Origin of the sequence: Actinomadura flavalba DSM 45200, assembly GCF_000374305.1 — a bacterium.
GTDB classification, from domain to species: domain Bacteria; phylum Actinomycetota; class Actinomycetes; order Streptosporangiales; family Streptosporangiaceae; genus Spirillospora; species Spirillospora flavalba.
Genome location: NZ_KB894094.1, coordinates 566,831 through 585,697, shown reverse-complemented (window position 1 = coordinate 585,697; position 18,867 = coordinate 566,831). Strand labels below are relative to the sequence as shown.

The following is an 18,867-nucleotide window of genomic DNA, read 5'->3' as shown; positions in this document are numbered from 1 at the left end:
GCGGCCCCGTCGCGTGTGGGCCCGTCAGGGACGGTAGGGAGCCAGCGCCGACCAGGACGGGTCGGGGACGGAGGCGACCTTGGCCTTGCCCTCCGACCAGCTCGCCGCGAGCTGGTCCAGATCGGAGATCACCGGGGAGGCCGGGTCGGCGTACAGGTGGAAGACCCGCAGCCCGTCGCCGGTCTGCACGGCCGCCAGGACCGCGCGCTCGCCCAGCGCCACCAGGCGCTTCTCGAACTTGCGCAGCGCCGACGCCGACGGCTCCACCGGCAGCCGGTCCGGGTTGGAGTGCTGGTACGGCACCGAGATCGCCACGTGCAGGTCGCTGAGCGGGTGGTCCTGCCGGTGCAGCGGGAACCGGATGCCGATCCGCGACGGGTGCCCGCGCGGCGTGCGGCCTTCGCCGGTCAGCCACGTGGTGTCCCCGAACGGCTCGGCGACCTGCTCCACCACCGACGCCAGCAGCGACGGCGGCAGCGCGTCGATCGGCGCCTCCTCGGCCGTGGCGACGGCGCCGACCCAGCGGGCGACGTCGTCCTCGCCGAGCGCCCAGTCGAGCAGGTGCAGCGCCACCTGGAGCCGCTGCTCCTCCGAGACGAACAGGAAGTCGGGGTGGTAGGCGGTGATGTCGACGCGGGCGCGCTGCTGGTCGGCGCGCATGCCGAACCGGGCGTACTCCAGGTCGAACTCGTGGTCGCCCAGGACGAGCTGCTGCGCGAGCATCTCCGGGTCGGGCTGGCGCGCCGGGTAGAACCGCCAGTCGGCGCCCGCCGAGCGCGGCACGGCCCGGTGCCACCGCTCGGCGATGCCGCGCAGCTCCGGATCGCCGCCGCCGCTGACCGTCAGGGACGGCCCGCGTCCCTCGGCGCCGCCGATCTCCCATTGCAGCTCGGGATGGATCTTGCGGATGCGGAGCGTCAGCTCGTCCACGACGTCGGTCGGGAGGCCGTCGCCGTCACCGTCGTCGGCGGCGAGGGCCGCCTCGATCGTGGGGCGGGCCTGCGCCCACCACTCCCAGAACTCGCTGATGGCAGGCGGCGCGGACGCCGAAGCGTCGCGCGGGCGGCGAAAAAGTCCCATGACGCGGAACATGCTACGCGGAAAACCCATGACGAGGGTGGAGCCGTCAGCGCCTACCCTGGGAGGGTCATGACTCTGCGCGTACTTGCCGCCATGTCCGGCGGCGTCGACTCGGCCGTGGCCGCCGCACGGGCGGCCGAGGCCGGCCACGACGTCACCGGCGTCCACATGGCCCTCTCCAGCAACCCCCAGTCCTACCGCACCGGCGCGCGCGGCTGCTGCACCCTCGAAGACTCGCGGGACGCCCGCCGCGCCGCCGATGTGATCGGCATCCCCTTCTACGTGTGGGACCTCGCCGAACGCTTCCACGAGGACGTCGTCGAGGACTTCGTCAGCGAGTACGCGGCGGGCCGCACCCCGAACCCGTGCCTGCGCTGCAACGAGAAGATCAAGTTCGCGGCGCTGCTCGACAAGGCGATGGCGCTCGGGTTCGACGCGGTCTGCACCGGCCACTACGCCCGGCTCGACGGCACCGTGCTGCGCCGCGGCGTCGACCACGGCAAGGACCAGTCGTACGTGCTGGCCGTGTGCACGCCCGACCAGCTCGCGCACGCGCTGTTCCCGCTGGGCGACACCACCAAGGCCGACATCCGCGCCGAGGCCGCCCGCCGCGGCCTCCAGGTGGCCGACAAGCCCGACAGCCACGACATCTGCTTCATCGCCGACGGAGACACCCAGGCGTTCCTGGCCGAGCGCCTCGGCACCGCCCCGGGCCCCATCGTGGACGCGTCCGGCGTCCAGGTGGGCGAGCACGAGGGCGCGTACGGGTACACGGTCGGGCAGCGCAAGGGCCTGCGCATCGGCACCCCCGCCGCCGACGGCAAGCCCCGCTACGTCCTGGACATCTCGCCGGTGACGAACACCGTCACGGTCGGCCCCCGCGAGGCGCTGGACGTGGACGAGATCGTCGCCGAGCGGCCGGTGTGGCTGGCCGAGCGTCCCGGCGGCCCGTTCGGCTGCCGCGTGCAGCTCCGCGCGCACGGCGAGGTGTACGACTGCGTCGTCGAGCCCGGCGACGGCGTGCTCCGCGTCCGGCTCGGCGCCCCGGCCCGAGGCGTCGCCCCGGGCCAGACCGCCGTGCTGTATGAAGGGGACCGGGTGCTCGGCTCGGCCACCATCGCGGCCACGGCCCGCGTGCCCGCCTGATCCTGAACGGCCCTGGGAGAGCGTCATGCGTTTCGGTGTGTCCACGTTCGTCACTGATGACGGGATCGCCCCCGCGGCGCTCGGCGCCGCGCTGGAGGAGCGCGGCTTCGCGTCCCTGTACGTGGCGGAGCACACCCACATCCCGGTGCGGCGCGAGTCGCCGTGGCCGGGCGGCGACGAGCTGCCCCGCCACTACTTCCGCACCCTCGACCCGCTGGTCGCGCTGACGGCCGCCGCCACCGCGACGGAGCGGCTGCGCGTCGGCACCGGCATCGCGCTGGTCGTCCAGCGCGACCCGATCGTGCTCGCCAAGGAGATCGCCTCGCTCGACCTGGTCTCCGGCGGCCGCGCCGTCCTCGGCGTCGGCGCGGGCTGGAACCGGGAGGAGATGCGCAACCACGGCACCGACCCGGCCACCCGGATGCGGCTCATGCGCGAACGCGTGCTGGCGATCAAGGAGCTGTGGACCTGCGACGAGGCCGAGTTCCACGGTGAGTTCGTGAACTTCGACCCGGTCTTCTCCTACCCCAAGCCCGTCCAGGACCCGCACCCGCCGGTGCTGCTCGGCGGCCACGGCCCCACGGTCCTCGACCGCGTCCTGGACTTCGGCGACGGCTGGATGCCCATCTACGGGCGCGGCACCGACGACCTCGCCGACAAGGTGACCGACCTGCGGCAGCGCGCGGGCCACGCGGTGCCGGTGATCGTGTTCAGCGCCCCGCCGCGCCCCGAGGTCGTGGAGGAACTGACGCACGCGGGCGTGGACGAGATCCTGTTCAACCTGCCGACCGAGCCCGAGGCCGAGACCCTCGCCGCACTGGACCGCCTGGCGGGCCTGCTGTGACGTACCCGTGGGCGCCGGGCACGGCGACGGGCGTCGGCTCGTGGCCGGGCACCGACCCGGCCGAGGCGCTGCGCGTCGTGCTCGGCGAGGTCGGCGGCCTGCCGTTCCTGCCGGAGCTTCCGGCGCGCGGCGTCGGCGCCGACCTGACGGGCCGCACCGCCGGGCTGCTGGTGGACATGCCCGTGCACGTCGAGCCGTCCGGCTGGCGGTTCTCCGACCGTCCCGGCCGCGACACCCGCCGCGCCCTCGACCACCTGGCCCGCGATCTGGACGTGCTGGAGGAACTGGCGGGCGGCCACGACGGCCCGTTCAAGGTCCAGGTCTGCGGGCCGTGGACGCTCGCCGCGACGATCGAACTCCGCTCGGGCGCCCGTGCCCTGAAGGACCCGGGCGCCGTCCGCGACCTCACCGCGTCCCTCGCCGAGGGCGTGGCCCGGCACGTCGCGGACGTCCGCCGCCGCCTCCCGCACGCCGACCTGCTGCTCCAGGTGGACGAACCGGCCCTCCCGGGCGTCCTGGCGGGCACGATCCCGAGCGCGTCCGGCCTGTCGCGGCTGCGGGCCGTCGAGGCGCCCGTCGCGGCCGACGCGCTCCGCACGGTCGTCAAGGCGGCGGGCGCGTTCACCGTCGCGCACTGCTGCGCCGCGAACGTCCCGTACGCCGTCCTGCGCGACGCCGGGTTCGACGCGATCTCCGCCGACCTGTCCCTCGTGCCCGACCGCGACGACGACGCGATCGGCGAGGCCATCGACGCGGGCACCGCCCTGTTCCTCGGCGCCGTCCCGGCCACCGGCACCGCGCCGCCGTCCCTGGCGGCGGCGGCCGCGCCGGTCCGCGCGCTGTGGCGCCGTCTCGGCTTCCCGCCCGCCGCCCTCGGCCGCCAGGTCGTCGTCACCCCGGCGTGCGGCCTGGCGGGGGCGTCCCCGTCCTACGCGCGCAAGGCGCTGGAACGCTGCGCCGAAGCGGCCCGCATGCTGCACGAGGCCGCCGACTGAACTCAGGCCGGGTGCAGGAGGTGTTCGGCGAACGTCCGGACGCGCTCGGGAGTGATGCCCTCGCGCTGCTCGACGGCCAGCGGATGGCCGGTGGCCTCCAGTTCCACCAGCGGCCGGACGCCGACCGGACGGGTGTGCACGTGCGTCTTGAGGCTGAGGGCCGAGACGTCGTAGCAGGGCAGTTCGGTGGAGAGCCAGCCGAAGTACGGAGGTTCCTCCTCGCGGCGGTCCACAAGGCGGGCGCGGAGGAGTCGTAGTGGTACGGCAGGTCGTCGTGCTCGGCGCCGCAGGACGAACACGCGAAACCGGCAAGGTTTGGCATCCGGGCATATTGGGCGTGTCGCCACCCGCGCCCGCCGTGTTTCTCGCTCCGGCATGAGAATTTCGCGCTTTCTCCCGCCGGACCGGGCCCCGGTCGGGGATGCTGCGTCCATGGTGAGATGGAACCCGCTGGGGGAGGCGGACCTTGAGGACCTGTTCGGGCGCATCCCGAACCAGGCCGAGGTCGGCGCCGTCCTGCACGACGCCGACGCCGTCATGCGGCGCCTCGCGCAGAGGTTCGGCCTGTGGGAGCACGCGTACAGCAACCGGGGCTACGTGCTGGAGCTGGTGACGCCGCCGTGCCTGGTGTCGGTGGTCGAGGCCCCGGGCGACACGGTGTACATGGCCGAGCTCCAGCAGGACGCCGACTTCAACGGCTGGCGCGTCACGGCCCGCGTCGAGGTGCGGTGCACCACCACCGGCGAGTGCGGCTACCACGTGCTGGCCACCTGGCCGGACTCCGGCACGACCCACTACACGCCGCTCGACGCGGCGCACGCGCTGGTCCGCGCGTCCGGCTGGGTCGACGGCCGCGCCGCCGCCGCCCGTCCGCGCCGTGCCGCGCGCCGCACCACCCTGCCCTGTCCCACGCTCTGACTCGCCTCCGGGCGCGCCCGGCGCGGGATCGTCGTAGGTACCAGCGACAATGGGTCCATGAGCGACGGTGTTCCCAAGGAGGCGGCGCGGCGGCATCGCGAGCTGGCCGAGCGGCTGGACGAGGCCGGCTACCGGTACTACGTGCTCGATCAGCCGACGCTGAGCGACGCCGAGTACGACGGGCTGATGCGCGAGATCCAGGCGGTCGAGGAGGAGCATCCCGAGCTCGTCACCCCCGACTCGCCCACGCAGCGGGTCGGCGCGCCGATCACCACCGACTTCGCCACCGTCGCGCACATCGAGCGCATGCAGAGTCTCGACAACGCGATGGACGCCGACGAGCTGGCCGCCTGGGACGAGCGCGTCGTCAAGGAGGTCGGCGAGGTCGCCGGCTACCTGTGCGAACTCAAGATCGACGGACTGGCCATCGCGCTCGTCTACGAGGCGGGGCGGCTCGTCCGCGCCGTCACGCGCGGCGACGGCCGCACCGGCGAGGACGTCACCAACAACGTCCGCACGATCGCCACGGTGCCGCACCGCCTGGAGGGCGACGGCTGGCCGGACGTGCTCGAAGTGCGCGGCGAGGTGTTCCTGCCGGTCGAGGGGTTCGAGCAGGTCAACGCGCAGCAGGCCGAGGCGGGCAAGGCCGCGTTCGCCAATCCGCGCAACGCCGCCGCCGGGTCGCTGCGCCAGAAGGACCCGCGCGTCACCGCGTCCCGCCCGCTCGGCATGCTCGTGCACGGCTTCGGCGCGTGGGAGGGCGGGCACCGGCCGGACGGCCAGTCCGGCGCCTACGAGCTGATGCGCGGCTGGGGCCTGCCCGTCAGCGACCGGTACAGGGTCGTGTCCGGCATGGACGAGGTCCGCGCCTACATCGAGCACTACGGCGAGCACCGGCACGACCCCGAGTACGAGATCGACGGCGTCGTCGTCAAGGTCGACCAGTTCCCGTTGCAGCGCCGCCTGGGCTCGACGTCGCGCGCGCCGCGCTGGGCCATCGCGTGGAAGTACCCGCCGCAGGAGGTCAACACCAAGCTCCTCGACATCAAGGTCGGCGTGGGACGCACCGGGCGCGTCACCCCGTACGGCGTGATGGAGCCGATCACGGTCGCGGGTTCCACCGTCGCGTACGCGACGCTGCACAACGCGAGCCAGGTGAAGAGCAAGGGCGTCCTCATCGGCGACACGGTCGTGCTGCGCAAGGCCGGCGACGTCATCCCGGAGATCGTGGCGCCCGTCGTCGACCTGCGCGACGGCTCCGAGCGCGCGTTCGAGATGCCGACGCGGTGCCCCGAGTGCGGCACGACGCTGCGTCCCCAGAAGGAGGGCGACGCCGACCTGCGCTGTCCCAACGCCGAGGGCTGCCCGGCGCAGCTCCGCGAGCGGCTGTTCTTCGTCGCGAGCCGCAACGCCTTCGACATCGAGGCGCTCGGCTACGTCGCCGCGACCGCGCTCACGCAGCCGCTGGAGCCGGGCGAGCCGCCGGTCCGCAACGAGGGCGACCTGTTCGATCTCACGGTCGGGCAACTGCTGCCGATCCGCAGCGTCGTCCGCGAGCCGCGCACCGGCCTGCCCCGGCTCGACGACAAGACCGGCGCGGAGAAGATCGTCACGTTCTTCGCCAACAAGGACGGCGAGCCGAAGAAGACCGTCGAGAAGCTTCTCGACGAGCTGGAGAAGGCCAAGGCGCAGCCGCTGTGGCGGGTGCTGGTCGCGCTGTCGATCCGGCACGTCGGCCCGTCCGCCGCGCAGGACCTCGCCCGCGAGATGCGCTCGATGGACGCGATCCGCGCCGCCACCGAGGAGGAACTGGCCACGGTCGACGGCGTCGGCCCGACGATCGCCGCGTCGATCAAGCGCTGGTTCGAGGAGGAGTGGCACCGCGAGATCGTGCAGAAGTGGGCGGCGGCGGGCGTCCGGATGGCCGACGAGGGCGCGGAGGAGGGGCCGCGCCCGCTGGAGGGCGTCACCGTCGTCATCACCGGCTCGATGGACGCCTACAGCCGCGACTCCGCGACCGAGGCCGTGCAGGGCAGGGGAGGCAAGGTCAGCGGCTCGGTGTCCAAGAAGACGAGCTTTGTCGTGGTCGGTGAGAGTCCCGGTTCCAAGTACGACAAGGCCGTCAAACTCGGTGTCCCGGTGCTCGACGAGTCGGGGTTCGGGGTGCTTCTGGCCGATGGGCCGGAAGCGGCCACCGATGTCGCGGTCCGTCCGAGCGAGTGACGGACCGGCGTCAGAGCGTTCTCACCAGCGTAAAGTTACCCGAGCGTACCGCTCGGGCTCCGATCCGCCCGGCTCCCTGGGTTGCGGGAATAACAGAACGTGCGCGAACGGGTGCGCGAGGTTCCCGATAGGTCGTACCCTCCCAAACATCACAGGTTCCCCGAACCCCCCGAGATGGTGATGAAGGACCCGAACAACACGCGGAACACGCCGCCGCGCCGGGGCTCACCGCTGTGGCTGTACGTCTGCGCCGTCACGGCGCTCGGCGCGTTCGCCGCCGTCGCGGCCGGATGCGGGCTGTCCGGCGGACGCCTCGACGCGCTCGCCGCCAGCCCCGCGTTCTGGATCCTCGGCGTCCTCGTCGTGCTCGGGGAACTGCGGCCGATCGTCACGCCCGGCTCCACCGAGGACAGCGGCGCCAGCACCGCGACCGCGTTCTCCTTCGCCGCGCTGCTGTACTTCGGGCTGCCCTGCGCGGCGCTGCTGCGCGGCGGCGCGCTCGTCGCCTGCGGCGCGATGCGCGGCCGGTCGGCGTTCCGGATCGCGTTCAACGTCGCGCAGTACACGCTCAGCCTCGCCGCCGCGCACCTCGTCCTGCACGCCTTCGGGGTGCGGCCGACGCCGCTGGCGCCGTTCGTGCCGGGCGGCGGCGACCTGCTCGCGGTCGCGCTCGCGGGCGCCGTCTACTTCCTCGTCAACGACGCGCTGGTCGCCGGGGCCGTCGCGCTGCACGAACGCGTGTCACCGCTCACCGCGCTGCGCGCCGACCTCGGCTACCAGGTGCTCGTGCACCTGGCGCTGTTCGGGCTCGCGCCGTTCGTCGTCGCCGCGATGGACCGTTCTGCGGCGTTCCTGCCGCTCATCGTGCTGCCGATCGTCGCCGTCCACCTGAACGCGTCCGCGTCGGTGCGCCGCGAGCACCAGGCCCTGCACGACCAGCTCACCGGACTGCCCAACCGCAAGCTGCTCGCGCTGCGCACCGACGAGGCGCTGGCCCGGGTCCGCCCCGGACGGCGCCGCGCCGCCGCCGAGCAGTCCCGCGTCGGGCTGTTCCTGCTCGACCTCGACCGGTTCAAGGAGGTCAACGACACGCTCGGGCACTCCACCGGCGACCGGCTGCTGCAACTCGTCGCGCACCGGCTCACCCACAGCGTCCGGCCCGGCGACCTCGTCGCGCGGCTCGGCGGCGACGAGTTCGGGGTGCTGCTGCCCACCGTCCGCGACGAGGCCGCCGCCCGCGAGGTCGCGCGGCGGCTGCGGGTCGCGCTCGGCGAACCCGTCCGGCTCGACGGGATGACGTTCGACCTGGAGGGCAGCGTCGGCATCGCGCTGTGCCCCGACCACGCGGGCGACTACGACCTGCTGCTGCAACGCGCCGACGTCGCGATGTACCAGGCCAAGGCCGCCCGCACCGGCGTCGAGGTGTACAGCCCCGCCGCCGACCGCAACTCCCCGGCGCGGCTGGGCATGCTCGGCGACCTGCGGCGCGCCGTCGACCGGGGCGAACTCGAACTGCACTACCAGCCGAAGGTGTCGCTGCGCGACGGGGCGCTCGTCGGCATGGAGGCGCTGCTGCGCTGGCGCCACCCCGACCTCGGCGTCCTCGGCCCGGACCGGTTCCTCGGCATCGCCGAGCAGACCTATCTGATGCGCTCGATCAGCCGCCAGGTCATCGCGGACGCGCTCGCGCAGGCCGCCGCCTGGTGGCGGGACGGGCTGCACGTGCAGGTCGCGGTGAACACCTCCGGCCGCGACCTGTTCGACGCGGGGCTCACCGAGGTCATCTCGGCCGGGCTGGCCGCGCACCGGCTGCCCGCCGCCGCGCTGCAACTGGAGATCACCGAGCGGGTGCTGACGAACGAGCCCGCCTACGCGTCGGAGACGGTCGCGGCGCTGGCCGCCCTCGGCATCCCGCTCAGCCTGGACGACTTCGGCACCGGCTACTCGTCGCTGGTGCGGCTGAAGCGGCTGCCCGTCGAGGAGATCAAGATCGACGCGTCGTTCGTGCAGCGGCTCACCGCCTCACCCGACGACGCCGTCATCGTCCGCTCGATCATCGACCTGGTCCGCACCCTCGGCCTCCGCTCGGTCGCCGAGGGCGTCGAGGACCCCCTCACCGCCCGCACCCTGCGCGGCCTCGGCTGCGACGCGGCCCAGGGCTACCACTTCGGCCGCCCGATGGACCCCGCGACGGCCACGGACTGGCTCCGCTCCCACCACCGCACCCGCCAACCCGCAGCGGGTTAGCAAGCCGGACCACCGCGCCTTCGGTGACGCCGGATCGAGCGGACTCCGCCGGATGCTGCGTGAGGGTTCCGGCCATCCCGGAGCGCTGGTGCGCGAGGGGTTCCGGCGATCCCTGAACGTTCGCTGCGGCGGGTCCGGTCCTTCTCCGGCGCCCCGAAGGCGCGACGGGCGGGTGAGAGGCGCGGGTCAGATGCGGGGGTCGTCCCGGCGCTCCTCGTAGACGCGGCGCTCGTGCACGTCCACCGGGCGTTCCACGACGCGGCGGGACGACGAGCGTGCGCTGAGCATGCGGATGAGGCCGAAGGCGAGGCCGACCAGCCCACCGATCATCAGGATCACGCCGACGACCCTGATGTCGATGCCGCTGAACTCGTACTCGACCGCGTAGGCCAGGATCGCACCGATGATGATCAATGCGATGCCGCCACCGATGGTCACGGCGATCTCCTTCCGTTCACGGGCGTACGCCGCACCTCTTCCCCCCAGACGGGGCTGAAACAGGCGTACCGGCCGACCTGCGGATCTTGCCTGTGGAAAACTCGTCGGGCCGATGGGCGGGCGGGCCTAGGATGGGGGACGACTCCATCCCTTCCAGGAACGGTTCCCACATGTCCGCGATCACCCGAGCCGAGGTCGCGCACCTCGCCCGGCTGTCCCGGCTGGCGCTGCGCGACGATGAGCTGGACCATCTCGCCGCCCAGCTCGACCAGATCATCTCCGCGGTCGCGCGGGTCCAGGAGGTCGCGGCGGAGGACATCCCGCCCACCTCGCACGCCCTGCCGCTGACCAACGTGTACCGGGCCGACGAGGTCCGGCCGTCGCTCGCGCCGGAGCAGGCGCTGGCGGGCGCCCCGGCGGCGGAGGAGCAGCGCTTCCGCGTGCCCCGCATCCTGGACGAGGAGGCGTGAGCGTGAGCGAGCTGACCGGTAAGGGCGCGGGCGAGCTGGCGGCGCTGATGGCGTCGGGCGAGGCGTCGGCGGCGCAGGTCGCGCAGGCCCACCTCGACCGCATCGCCGCCGTGGACGGCGAGGTCGGCGCGTTCCTGCACGTCGATCCCGAGACCGTCCTGGCGCAGGCGCGCGCGATCGACGAGCGCCGCGCGGCGGGGGAGGAGCTGGGCCCGCTGGCCGGCGTCCCCATCGCCCACAAGGACGTGTTCACCACCACCGACATGCCCACCACCGCCGGGTCGAAGATCCTGGAGGGGTGGCGCCCGCCCTACGACGCGACCGTCACGGCGCGGCTGCGCGCGGCGGGCCTGGTCATCCTCGGCAAGACCAACATGGACGAGTTCGCCATGGGGTCGTCCACCGAGAACAGCGCCTACCGGACGACCCGCAACCCGTGGGACCTGTCGCGCATCCCGGGCGGCTCGTCCGGCGGTTCGTCGGCGGCCGTCGCGGCGTTCGAGGCGCCGCTGGCCACCGGCACCGACACCGGCGGCTCGATCCGGCAGCCCGCCGCCGTCACCGGCATCGTCGGGATGAAGCCGACCTACGGCGGTTCGTCCCGGTACGGGCTGATCGCGTTCGCGTCGTCGCTGGACACCCCCGGGCCGTTCGCCCGGAACGTCCTGGACGCCGCGCTGCTCCAGGAGGCGTTCTCCGGGCACGACCCGATGGACTCCACGTCCGTCGACCAGCCCGTCCCGGCCGTCGTCGAGGCCGCGCGCCGCGCCGACGTCGCGGGCATGACCGTCGGCGTCGTCAAGGAGTTCTCCGGCGACGGCTACCAGCCGGGCGTCGCGGCCCGCTTCGCCGAGACCGTCGCGCTGCTGGAGTCGCTGGGCGCCAAGGTGGTCGAGGTGTCCTGCCCGAACTTCACCTACGCGCTGCCCGCGTACTACCTCATCGCCCCCTCGGAGTGCTCGTCCAACCTGGCCCGCTTCGACGCGATGCGCTTCGGCCTGCGCGTCGGTGACGACGGCGCCCGCAGCGCCGAGGAGGTCATGGCCCTGACCCGCGCCGAGGGCTTCGGCCCGGAGGTCAAGCGCCGCATCATGCTCGGCACGTACGCGCTCTCGTCGGGCTACTACGACGCCTACTACGGCAAGGCGCAGCAGGTCCGCACCCTGATCACCCGCGACTTCGACGCGGCGTTCGAGCAGGTCGACGTCCTCATCTCCCCGACCACCCCGACCACGGCCTTCCCCATCGGTGAGCGCGCCGACGACCCGATGGCCATGTACCTCGCAGACCTGTGCACGATCCCGTCCAACCTCGCGGGCAACGCCGCCATCTCGGTGCCCTGCGGCCTCTCGGACGACGGCCTGCCCGTCGGCCTCCAGATCATGGCGCCCGCCCTCGCCGACGACCGCGTCTACCGCGCCGCCGCCGCCGTGGAGGGCGCCCTCGAAGACCGCTGGGGCGGGCCGCTGCTCGCCCAGGCGCCGGACCTCGCGGGAGGGGCCAAGTGAGCGTCGTGACGCCGATGAAGTACGACGAGGCGCTGGCGAAGTACGAGCCGGTGCTGGGGATCGAGACGCACATCGAGCTGGGCACCGCGTCGAAGATGTTCTGCGGCTGCGCCACCGGGTTCGGCGCCGAGCCGAACACGCAGGTGTGCCCCGTCTGCCTCGGGCTGCCCGGGGCGCTGCCGGTGACGAACCACGCGGCGATCGACGGGATCATCAAGATCGGGCTGGCGTTGAACTGCCGGATCGTGGAGTGGTGCCGGTTCGCCCGGAAGAACTACTTCTATCCCGACATGCCGAAGAACTTCCAGATCTCGCAGTACGACGAGCCGCTGTGCGTCGACGGGTTCCTGGAGGTCGAGGTCGACGGCGAGACGTACCGGGTCGAGATCGAGCGCGTCCACATGGAGGAGGACACCGGCAAGTCGCTGCACGTCGGCGGCGCCACCGGGCGCATCCACGGGGCCGTCCACTCGCTGGTCGACTACAACCGCGCCGGTATCCCGCTCGTCGAGATCGTCACCAAGCCGATCACCGCGACGGGGGAGAAGGCGCCGCTCGTCGCGCGGGCGTACGCCACCGAGCTGCGCGAGCTGGTGCGGTCGCTCGGCGTGTCCGACGTGCGGATGGAGCAGGGCTCGATGCGCTGCGACGTCAACGTGTCGCTGATGCCGCGCGGCGCGGCCGCGTGGGGCACCCGCACCGAGACCAAGAACGTGAACTCGCTGCGGTCCGTCGAGCGGTCGGTGCGGTCGGAGATCGAGCGGCAGGCGGGCGTGCTGTCGGCCGGCGGCACGATCACGCAGGAGACGCGGCACTTCCACGAGGACACCGGCACGACGACGTCGGGCCGGTCCAAGGAGGAGGCGCAGGACTACCGCTACTTCCCCGAGCCCGACCTGGTGCCGATGGCGCCGTCGCGGGAGTGGGTGGAGGAGCTGCGGGCGACGCTGCCGGAGCTTCCGGCGGCGCGGCGCCGCCGCGTCCAGGCCGAGTGGGACCTGACCGACGCCGAGCTGCGCGACGTCGTCAACGCGGGCGCGCTCGACTGCATCGAGGCGACGATCGCCGCCGGCGCGGACGCCGGATCGGCCCGCAAGTGGTGGCTGAACGAGCTGTCGCGCCGGGCGACCGAGCAGGGCGTCGAACTCGCGGACCTGCCCATCACGCCCGAGCAGGTCGCCCGCGTCCAGGCGATGGTCGTGGCCGGTGAGCTGAACGACAAGCTGGCCCGGCAGGTGTTCGAGGGCGTCCTCGCGGGCGAGGGCGGCCCCGACGACGTCGTCGCCGCGCGCGGCCTCAAGGTCGTCAGCGACGACGGCGCGCTCGCCGCCATCATCGACCAGGTCATCGCGGACAACGCTCCGGTCGCCGACAAGGTCCGCGCGGGCAAGACCGCCGCCGCGGGCGCCCTCGTCGGCGCCGTCATGAAGGCCACCCGAGGCCAGGCCGACGCAGGCCGCGCCCGCGACCTCATCCTGCAAAAACTCACCACCCCCTGACCCACCCCGGGGCCCGCCCACACACCGCGGGCCCCGGCCCACCCGCCGCCGCGATTGCGACCGACCGGGCACTCCCCACCACGCCCACACGGCGGTCCAGGCTCCGGGACGCGTGGGGCGGGTGTGATTTGCCGGGGAGCTGACGTTCTGTCGGTCGTGGGCGGTAGCTTGCGGGGTCATGGGACATCAGGATGGGCTGCCGCCTCTGCCGGACGGGTTGCCTGCCGGGCGGGTGGTTTGCGCTGGGGAGGGGTTCGCTGAGGCGGCGGAGGTCGGGCGGGGCGTGCTCTGGGTGAGTGACGGGGTCGTTGCGGACGCCGGTGGGCTGTGGGAGCGGTTGTATCGGGAGCGGGGGCGGAGCGGGTGGTATCCGTTGCTGCTGGAGACGTTGCGCGGGGACGGGGAGCGTCCGTGGCGCAGTGGTGAGCTGGGCTTCGTGCCGGTGGAGCGGGTGGACGCGCTCGACGGCGGGGCGGTGCTCGCCGGGCTGTGGCCGAACCTGTCCGACGACGGGGACGGCGACCTGCGGACCGGGCCGTGGCCCGGCACGGCCGAGGCCGTCGAGATCCAGGACGACCCCGACGCCGTCGCCGCGGAGACGGCGTTGCTGCTCGGCGACGCGCAGGAATGGCTGCTCGGCCTGGTGCCCGCCGCGCGCGGCGCCGACGCCCCCGCGCTCTGCGGCTGGTCCGGCCCCGTCAACTACACCGAGACCGCCGAGCTCTGCGCCGTGCTCCGCGACTGGGAGGACCGCTTGGGCGCCCGCGTGATCACGGTCGGGTTCGACACGCTCGGCGTGTCGGTGGCCGCGCCGCCCGCCGACGCCGAGCGGGCGCGGGCCGTCGCCGTCGAGCACTACGCGTTCTGCGCCGACGTCATCGACCAGGGCATGGAGCCCGACGCGTACGTCGCGTCCCTCGTCGGGCGTCCCTTCTGGTCGTTCTGGTGGGACTGACCGGCGTCAGCCGCCGAACGTGAGGCGCAGCACGCGGTCGTCGGCGCCGTCGGGGGAGCCCCGGCCGTCGCGGTTGCTCGTGGTGAACCATACCGAGCCGTCCGGCGCGCGGGCCACGCCGCGCAGGCGGCCGTAGTCGCCCTGGAAGAGGCCCTTGGCCGCGCTCTTGTCGGCCCCGCCGTCGGCGTTCAGCGGCACCTGCCAGAGGCGCTCGCCGCGCAGCGCCGCCGCCCACAGCGAGCCGTCGGCGAAGGCCAGGCCGGACGGGGACGCCTCCGCCGTCGTCCACTCGATGATCGGATCGGTGAACCGGTCCGGCCCTCCGGCGCCCTCGACCTCGGGCCAGCCGTAGTTCTTGCCGCGTTCGATGCGGTTGATCTCGTCGGTCTCGTTCTGGCCGAACTCGGTGGCGTACATCTGCTTGCGCCCGTCCCAGGCCAGGCCCTGGACGTTGCGGTGCCCGAGCGTCCAGACCGCGTTGCCGAACGGGTTGCCGTCCGCCTCGTCGCCGTCCGGGGTGAGCCGCAGGATCTTGCCGCCGAGCGAGTTCCGGTCCTGTGCGAGGTCCTGGCGGCCCGCGTCGCCGGTGGCCACGTACAGGTCGCCGTCCGGGCCGAACGCGACCGCGCCGCCGTTGTGGTTGCCCGCCTTCGGGATGCCGGTCACGATCTCCACCGGCGACGACAGGCCGTCGTCGTCCTGCACGAACCGCAGGACGCGGTTGTCGTTGGCGGCCGTGAAGTACAGGTAGACGTGCTTGTTCCGCGCGTAGTCCGGCGACACCGCGACGCCGAGCAGCCCGCCCTCGCCGCCGGGTCGCACACCCGGCACCCGGGCGATCTCCGTCACCTTCCCGCCGGACGCGACGCGCAGCAGCCGCGCGCTGTCGCGTTCGGTGACGAGCGCGTCCCCGCCGGGCAGGAACGCGAGGCCCCACGGCACCTCCAGCCCCCGCGCCACCTGCGCGGGCTCGCCCGGAGCCGCCGTGCCCGTCGTCCCCGTGGGGGACGCGGAGCCGGATGCGGACGGGGCGCCGCCGGGGTCGTCGCCGCCTCCGCAGGCGGCGGTGAACGCGAGCGCGACCAGGACGATCAGGCAGCGGATTCTCAGCACGTCGGCCTCCGTGGGTCCGGACGGCCGGGGCCGCCCGGCGGTCCGGACAGGACGCCCGTGCCCGGACGATGAGGAACGGTCCCGGCACGGACCTCGATCAATGACAAGCCCTCCAACAGGGCATATATGCCGCGCCCGACGGCGGGAAAACCGTTCCGTGGCCCATGTTTGTCGCCGTGCAGAAGCCCCGCCTCAATCGGTCCGTGACCTACGGAACGTACATTGAGGATCACGGTGATCCCGCACTCACAGCAATGTCGCTGATCCGAAACACCGGCGGCTGCACGCACGCCGGACGCCCGGCGCGAAACTCCCGCGCGGGGCACGATTCTGCGGGCCCCGCGCGTTGAACCGGACGCCGGGCCCCGGTCACGACCTGGACGCACGGCAGGCGCACGGTGGCGCCTCCCACGGGCGGCCCCGCCGGGGCGGAGAGGGACACGGCGCGATGAGCGGCGACAACGCCAGGACGACGACGACACCGCGGGGCGTGGTGTCCGTCGCGCTGGTGGTGATCGCCGGAATCCTGTACGTCACCGGCCGCTCGCTCGGCTGGGGCGGCACGGCGTTCCTGGCGTGGGCCGAGGCCGCCGCCGCGGGCGCCGCGGCGGTGTCGCTGCTGTGGGCCGCGCGCCGCACCCCGCCGGACGCGCCGCCCGGCCGCGACGAACTCGACGACGCGCCCGAACCGTCCGGCGACCTGCTGGACCGCGTCCCGCCCGGTCTGCGGCGCGGCCTGCGCGCCGGCATCCGGCTGACCATCCACGACGACGACGCGGGCCCGCCGCCCCGGATCACCCCCGCGTGGTGCGCGTCCTGGCGCTGGTTCGGCGTCGGCGCCGCCTGCTGGGCGCTCGGCGCGGCGGGCTCGGCCCTGTCGGTGACGGTCCAGTCCCGCAGCGCGCTGTCGCTGTCCATGTCCGACCTGTTCTACCTGTTCGCGGTGATCGCGCTGGTCGCCGGACTCGTCGTCCCCATCCGGCTGCCGCGCAGCGCCGCGCTCTGGATTCGCTACGTCGCCGACACCTACGTGTGCGCGGGCGCGCTGTTCGTCCTCGGCTGGGTCGTGCTGTTCAGCCGCCTGCACGAGCGGTCCGGCGAGGCGTCCACGGCGTTCCTGCTGGAACTGCTGTATCCGCTGATCGACGTCGTCCTGGTGTTCGGCGCGCTGCCGTTCGTCCTCGGCGCGGCGCGCGGCGCCCGCCGCACGGCGTGGATGGGGTTCGGCGCGCTGGCCGCGTTCGCCGTGGCCGACATCGTCACGACGGTGGTGCGGCTCAGCGGCGGCCTGCCCGCCGACGACCCCGCCGACCTGCTCCGCATCGGCGGCCTGCTCCTGCTGCTCACCGTCCCGTTCACGGCCCGTCCCGGCGAGGACGAACCCGACACCGGCCCCGGCCGCATGATCGGGCCCGGCCTCGCCCCGGCGGCGGTCGCCGCGGCGGCGGCGCTGTTCGTCGCGGGCGCCTCGCTCACCGGCGGGCAGGGCGCGCAGCCCGTCGTGTCGATCGTCGCGGGCACGGTCACGCTGGTGCTGCTCGGCCGGCTGGCCGCGCTGCTGCACGAGAACGAGACGCTGCGCCGCTCGGTCGACACCGGCGAGGACCACTTCCACGTGCTGTCGGAGAGCGTCGCGGAGGCGGTGCTGCTGTGCGACGCCGACGCGGTCGTCCGCTACGCCAACGCGGGCGCGCTGCGCTCCTACCGCTACAGCGAGGACGAGCTGGTCGGCCGGTCGCTGCACGAGTTCGTCCACCCCGAGGACCTGCCGCGCGTCCGCGCGCTGTTCACCGGGTTCGTCGCGGAGGACGTGGACGACCCCGAGGGCGACGCGCCCGACGCCGCCGAGGCGCCCGCCCCGCCCGGCTGCCTGCGCATCGCGTGCCGCGTCCGCGCGTCCGACGGCACCTGGCTGCCGACCGAGTCGACGGTGTCGCGCTACCCCGGCTCGTCCGACACCCGGCTGCTCATCACCACCCGCGACCTCAGCGAGCAGGCCGCGCTGCAACGCCAGGTCGCGCACCTGACCTTCCACGACGGCCTCACCGGCCTGCCGAACCGCGCCTACTTCGAGGAGCGCACCCGCGAGGTGCTGTCGCGCCGCGCCGACGAGGGCCAGGTCGCGGTGCTGTTCGTCGACATCGACGGGTTCACGGCGGTGAACGACTCGTCCGGGCACGCCGCGGGCGACCAGGTCCTCGCGCAGGCCGCGCGGCGGCTGCGCGGCGCCGTCCCCGCCGACGACACGGTGGCGCGCTGGGGCGGGGACGAGTTCGCCGTCCTCATCCAGTTCACCGCCGACAACGCGGGCGACTCGGCCCCGGCGGTGGAGCTGGCGGAGCGGCTGCTGCGCGTCCTGTCGGCCGACCCCTACGTCGTCGCGGGGCAGGGCATCGCGCTGTCGGCGAGCATCGGCATCGCGTTCGCCGCCGACACCGGCCCGGACCGGCCCGGCAACGGCGCCCGGCGGCTGCGGCGCGGCGCCGAGCTGATCCGCAACGGCGACCTGGCGATGGCCAAGGCCAAGGAGGACGGCGGCGGACGCGTCGAGGTGTTCGCGCCGCACATGCACGCCGACGTCGTCCGCCGCCTCGAACTCGGCACCGACCTGCGCCGTGCGCTGGCCGAGGAGCAGTTCGCCGTCGAGTTCCAGCCGGTCGTGGAGCTGGGCACCTCCCGGGTGACGGGCGTCGAGGCGCTGGTGCGCTGGTGGCGCGGGAGCGAGTCGGTGCCGCCGGAGGAGTTCATCGCCCCCGCCGAGGAGTCCGGGCTGATGATCCCGCTCGGTGACTGGGTGCTGCGCCGCGCCTGCGCGGAGGTGGCGCGGTGGCGCGCCGACGGCTGGGACATCGGCCTGTCGGTGAACTTCACCGCCCGGCAGATCGCCGCGCCGCGCTTCGTGGAGTCGGTCGCCGAGGCGCTCGACCAGACCGGCCTGCCCCCGCACGCGCTGACCGTCGAGGTGCGCGAGGAGGTGCTGGTCGAGGACGCGGGCCCCAACGTGCGGCGGCTGTCGGCCCTGCGCGACCTCGGCGTCCGGCTCGCCATCGACGACTTCGGCACCGGATACGCCTCGCTGGCCTACCTCGGGCAGCTCCCCGTCGACATCATCAAGATCGACCCGTCGTTCGTGGCGGGCCTCGGCCAGGACGAGACGCTGACGCTCCTCACCCGCACGATCGTGCGCATCGGCCGCGACCTCGGGCTGACCGTCGTCGCCGAGGGCATCGAGCGGCCCGAGCAGCTCGAACTGCTGCGCGCGATGGACTGCCCGCGCGGCCAGGGCTTCCTGGTGGCGCGGCCGATGACCCCGGGCCGCGTCGAGCCGCTGGTGCGCTCGAACCTGCGGGCGGGCGGCCCGCTGGGTGAGGGCGGGTTGACCGAGCCCGACTCGGCGTTGTCCGCCGGTTAGTGATTTCCCGCGCACCCGT

Annotated in this window: 15 protein-coding genes; 11 read left to right on the top strand and 4 right to left on the bottom strand. The window is 73.7% G+C overall.

Going from position 1 to position 18,867, the window contains the following annotated elements; genetic code table 11:
- Nucleotides 1–24: 24 nt before the first annotated feature.
- Nucleotides 25–1,080, bottom strand: coding sequence for a DUF695 domain-containing protein (locus C229_RS0112260; protein WP_026313704.1), 1,056 nt, complete (start codon nucleotides 1,078–1,080; stop codon nucleotides 25–27).
- 69 nt (nucleotides 1,081–1,149) lie between these two features.
- On the opposite strand from C229_RS0112260, the gene mnmA reads away from it, so the two are divergent.
- From mnmA to C229_RS0112245, 3 genes are read left to right on the top strand one after another with little or no spacing between them, the layout of a single operon-like run.
- A complete protein-coding gene (mnmA, locus tag C229_RS0112255) occupies nucleotides 1,150–2,226 on the top strand; it encodes a tRNA 2-thiouridine(34) synthase MnmA (protein WP_026313703.1) in 1,077 nt (358 codons plus the stop codon).
- 25 nt (nucleotides 2,227–2,251) lie between these two features.
- Nucleotides 2,252–3,070: an LLM class F420-dependent oxidoreductase gene (locus C229_RS0112250; protein ID WP_018655371.1), complete on the top strand. Its 819-nt coding sequence runs from the start codon at nucleotides 2,252–2,254 to the stop codon at nucleotides 3,068–3,070.
- A complete protein-coding gene (locus C229_RS0112245) occupies nucleotides 3,067–4,065 on the top strand; it encodes a methionine synthase (protein ID WP_018655370.1) in 999 nt (332 codons plus the stop codon). The genes C229_RS0112250 and C229_RS0112245 overlap by 4 nt, the downstream gene beginning before the upstream one ends.
- Before the next feature lie 2 nt (nucleotides 4,066–4,067).
- Here C229_RS0112245 and C229_RS34910 read toward each other — a convergent pair whose 3' ends face one another.
- Nucleotides 4,068–4,298: a DUF2199 domain-containing protein gene (locus C229_RS34910; protein ID WP_018655369.1), complete on the bottom strand. Its 231-nt coding sequence runs from the start codon at nucleotides 4,296–4,298 to the stop codon at nucleotides 4,068–4,070.
- Between the two features lie 199 nt (nucleotides 4,299–4,497).
- On the opposite strand from C229_RS34910, the gene C229_RS0112235 reads away from it, so the two are divergent.
- The 3 genes from C229_RS0112235 to C229_RS0112225 all read left to right on the top strand — a co-directional run bounded on the left by C229_RS0112235 (nucleotide 4,498) and on the right by C229_RS0112225 (nucleotide 9,453).
- The gene (locus tag C229_RS0112235; protein WP_018655368.1) at nucleotides 4,498–4,983 is read left to right on the top strand and encodes a hypothetical protein; all 486 of its coding nucleotides are present in this window, start codon (nucleotides 4,498–4,500) and stop codon (nucleotides 4,981–4,983) included.
- Nucleotides 4,984–5,040: 57 nt separating this feature from the next.
- Nucleotides 5,041–7,206, top strand: a complete 2,166-nt coding sequence (ligA, locus tag C229_RS0112230; protein ID WP_018655367.1) for an NAD-dependent DNA ligase LigA — start codon at nucleotides 5,041–5,043, stop codon at nucleotides 7,204–7,206.
- A 180-nt stretch (nucleotides 7,207–7,386) separates the two neighbouring features.
- Complete coding sequence (locus tag C229_RS0112225) at nucleotides 7,387–9,453, top strand: putative bifunctional diguanylate cyclase/phosphodiesterase (protein ID WP_026313702.1); 2,067 nt, start codon at nucleotides 7,387–7,389, stop codon at nucleotides 9,451–9,453.
- A gap of 186 nt (nucleotides 9,454–9,639) precedes the next feature.
- Here C229_RS0112225 and C229_RS0112220 read toward each other — a convergent pair whose 3' ends face one another.
- The gene (locus C229_RS0112220; RefSeq protein WP_018655365.1) at nucleotides 9,640–9,891 is read right to left on the bottom strand and encodes a DUF6458 family protein; all 252 of its coding nucleotides are present in this window, start codon (nucleotides 9,889–9,891) and stop codon (nucleotides 9,640–9,642) included.
- 170 nt (nucleotides 9,892–10,061) lie between these two features.
- Here C229_RS0112220 and gatC point away from each other — a divergent pair, with 170 nt between their 5' ends.
- From gatC to C229_RS0112200, 4 genes are all read left to right on the top strand, one after another.
- Entirely contained in the window at nucleotides 10,062–10,361 is a 300-nt protein-coding gene (gene gatC / locus C229_RS0112215; protein WP_018655364.1) for an Asp-tRNA(Asn)/Glu-tRNA(Gln) amidotransferase subunit GatC, read from the top strand.
- 47 nt (nucleotides 10,362–10,408) lie between these two features.
- Complete coding sequence (gatA, locus tag C229_RS0112210; protein WP_240487238.1) at nucleotides 10,409–11,869, top strand: Asp-tRNA(Asn)/Glu-tRNA(Gln) amidotransferase subunit GatA; 1,461 nt, start codon at nucleotides 10,409–10,411, stop codon at nucleotides 11,867–11,869.
- Between the two features lie 14 nt (nucleotides 11,870–11,883).
- Nucleotides 11,884–13,368, top strand: coding sequence for an Asp-tRNA(Asn)/Glu-tRNA(Gln) amidotransferase subunit GatB (gene gatB / locus C229_RS0112205; RefSeq protein ID WP_026313700.1), 1,485 nt, complete (start codon nucleotides 11,884–11,886; stop codon nucleotides 13,366–13,368).
- 373 nt (nucleotides 13,369–13,741) lie between these two features.
- Nucleotides 13,742–14,323 carry a DUF4253 domain-containing protein gene (locus C229_RS0112200; RefSeq protein WP_018655361.1) on the top strand — a complete coding sequence of 194 codons (582 nt, stop codon included), beginning with the start codon at nucleotides 13,742–13,744 and terminating at the stop codon, nucleotides 14,321–14,323.
- Nucleotides 14,324–14,329: 6 nt separating this feature from the next.
- Here the strand turns inward: C229_RS0112200 and C229_RS0112195 are convergent, their stop codons facing one another.
- Nucleotides 14,330–15,436, bottom strand: coding sequence for a PQQ-dependent sugar dehydrogenase (locus C229_RS0112195; protein ID WP_018655360.1), 1,107 nt, complete (start codon nucleotides 15,434–15,436; stop codon nucleotides 14,330–14,332).
- 448 nt (nucleotides 15,437–15,884) lie between these two features.
- Between C229_RS0112195 and C229_RS0112190 the strand changes: the two genes are divergently transcribed.
- Nucleotides 15,885–18,848, top strand: a complete 2,964-nt coding sequence (locus C229_RS0112190) for an EAL domain-containing protein (protein ID WP_018655359.1) — start codon at nucleotides 15,885–15,887, stop codon at nucleotides 18,846–18,848.
- The last annotated feature ends 19 nt before the right edge of the window (nucleotides 18,849–18,867 follow it).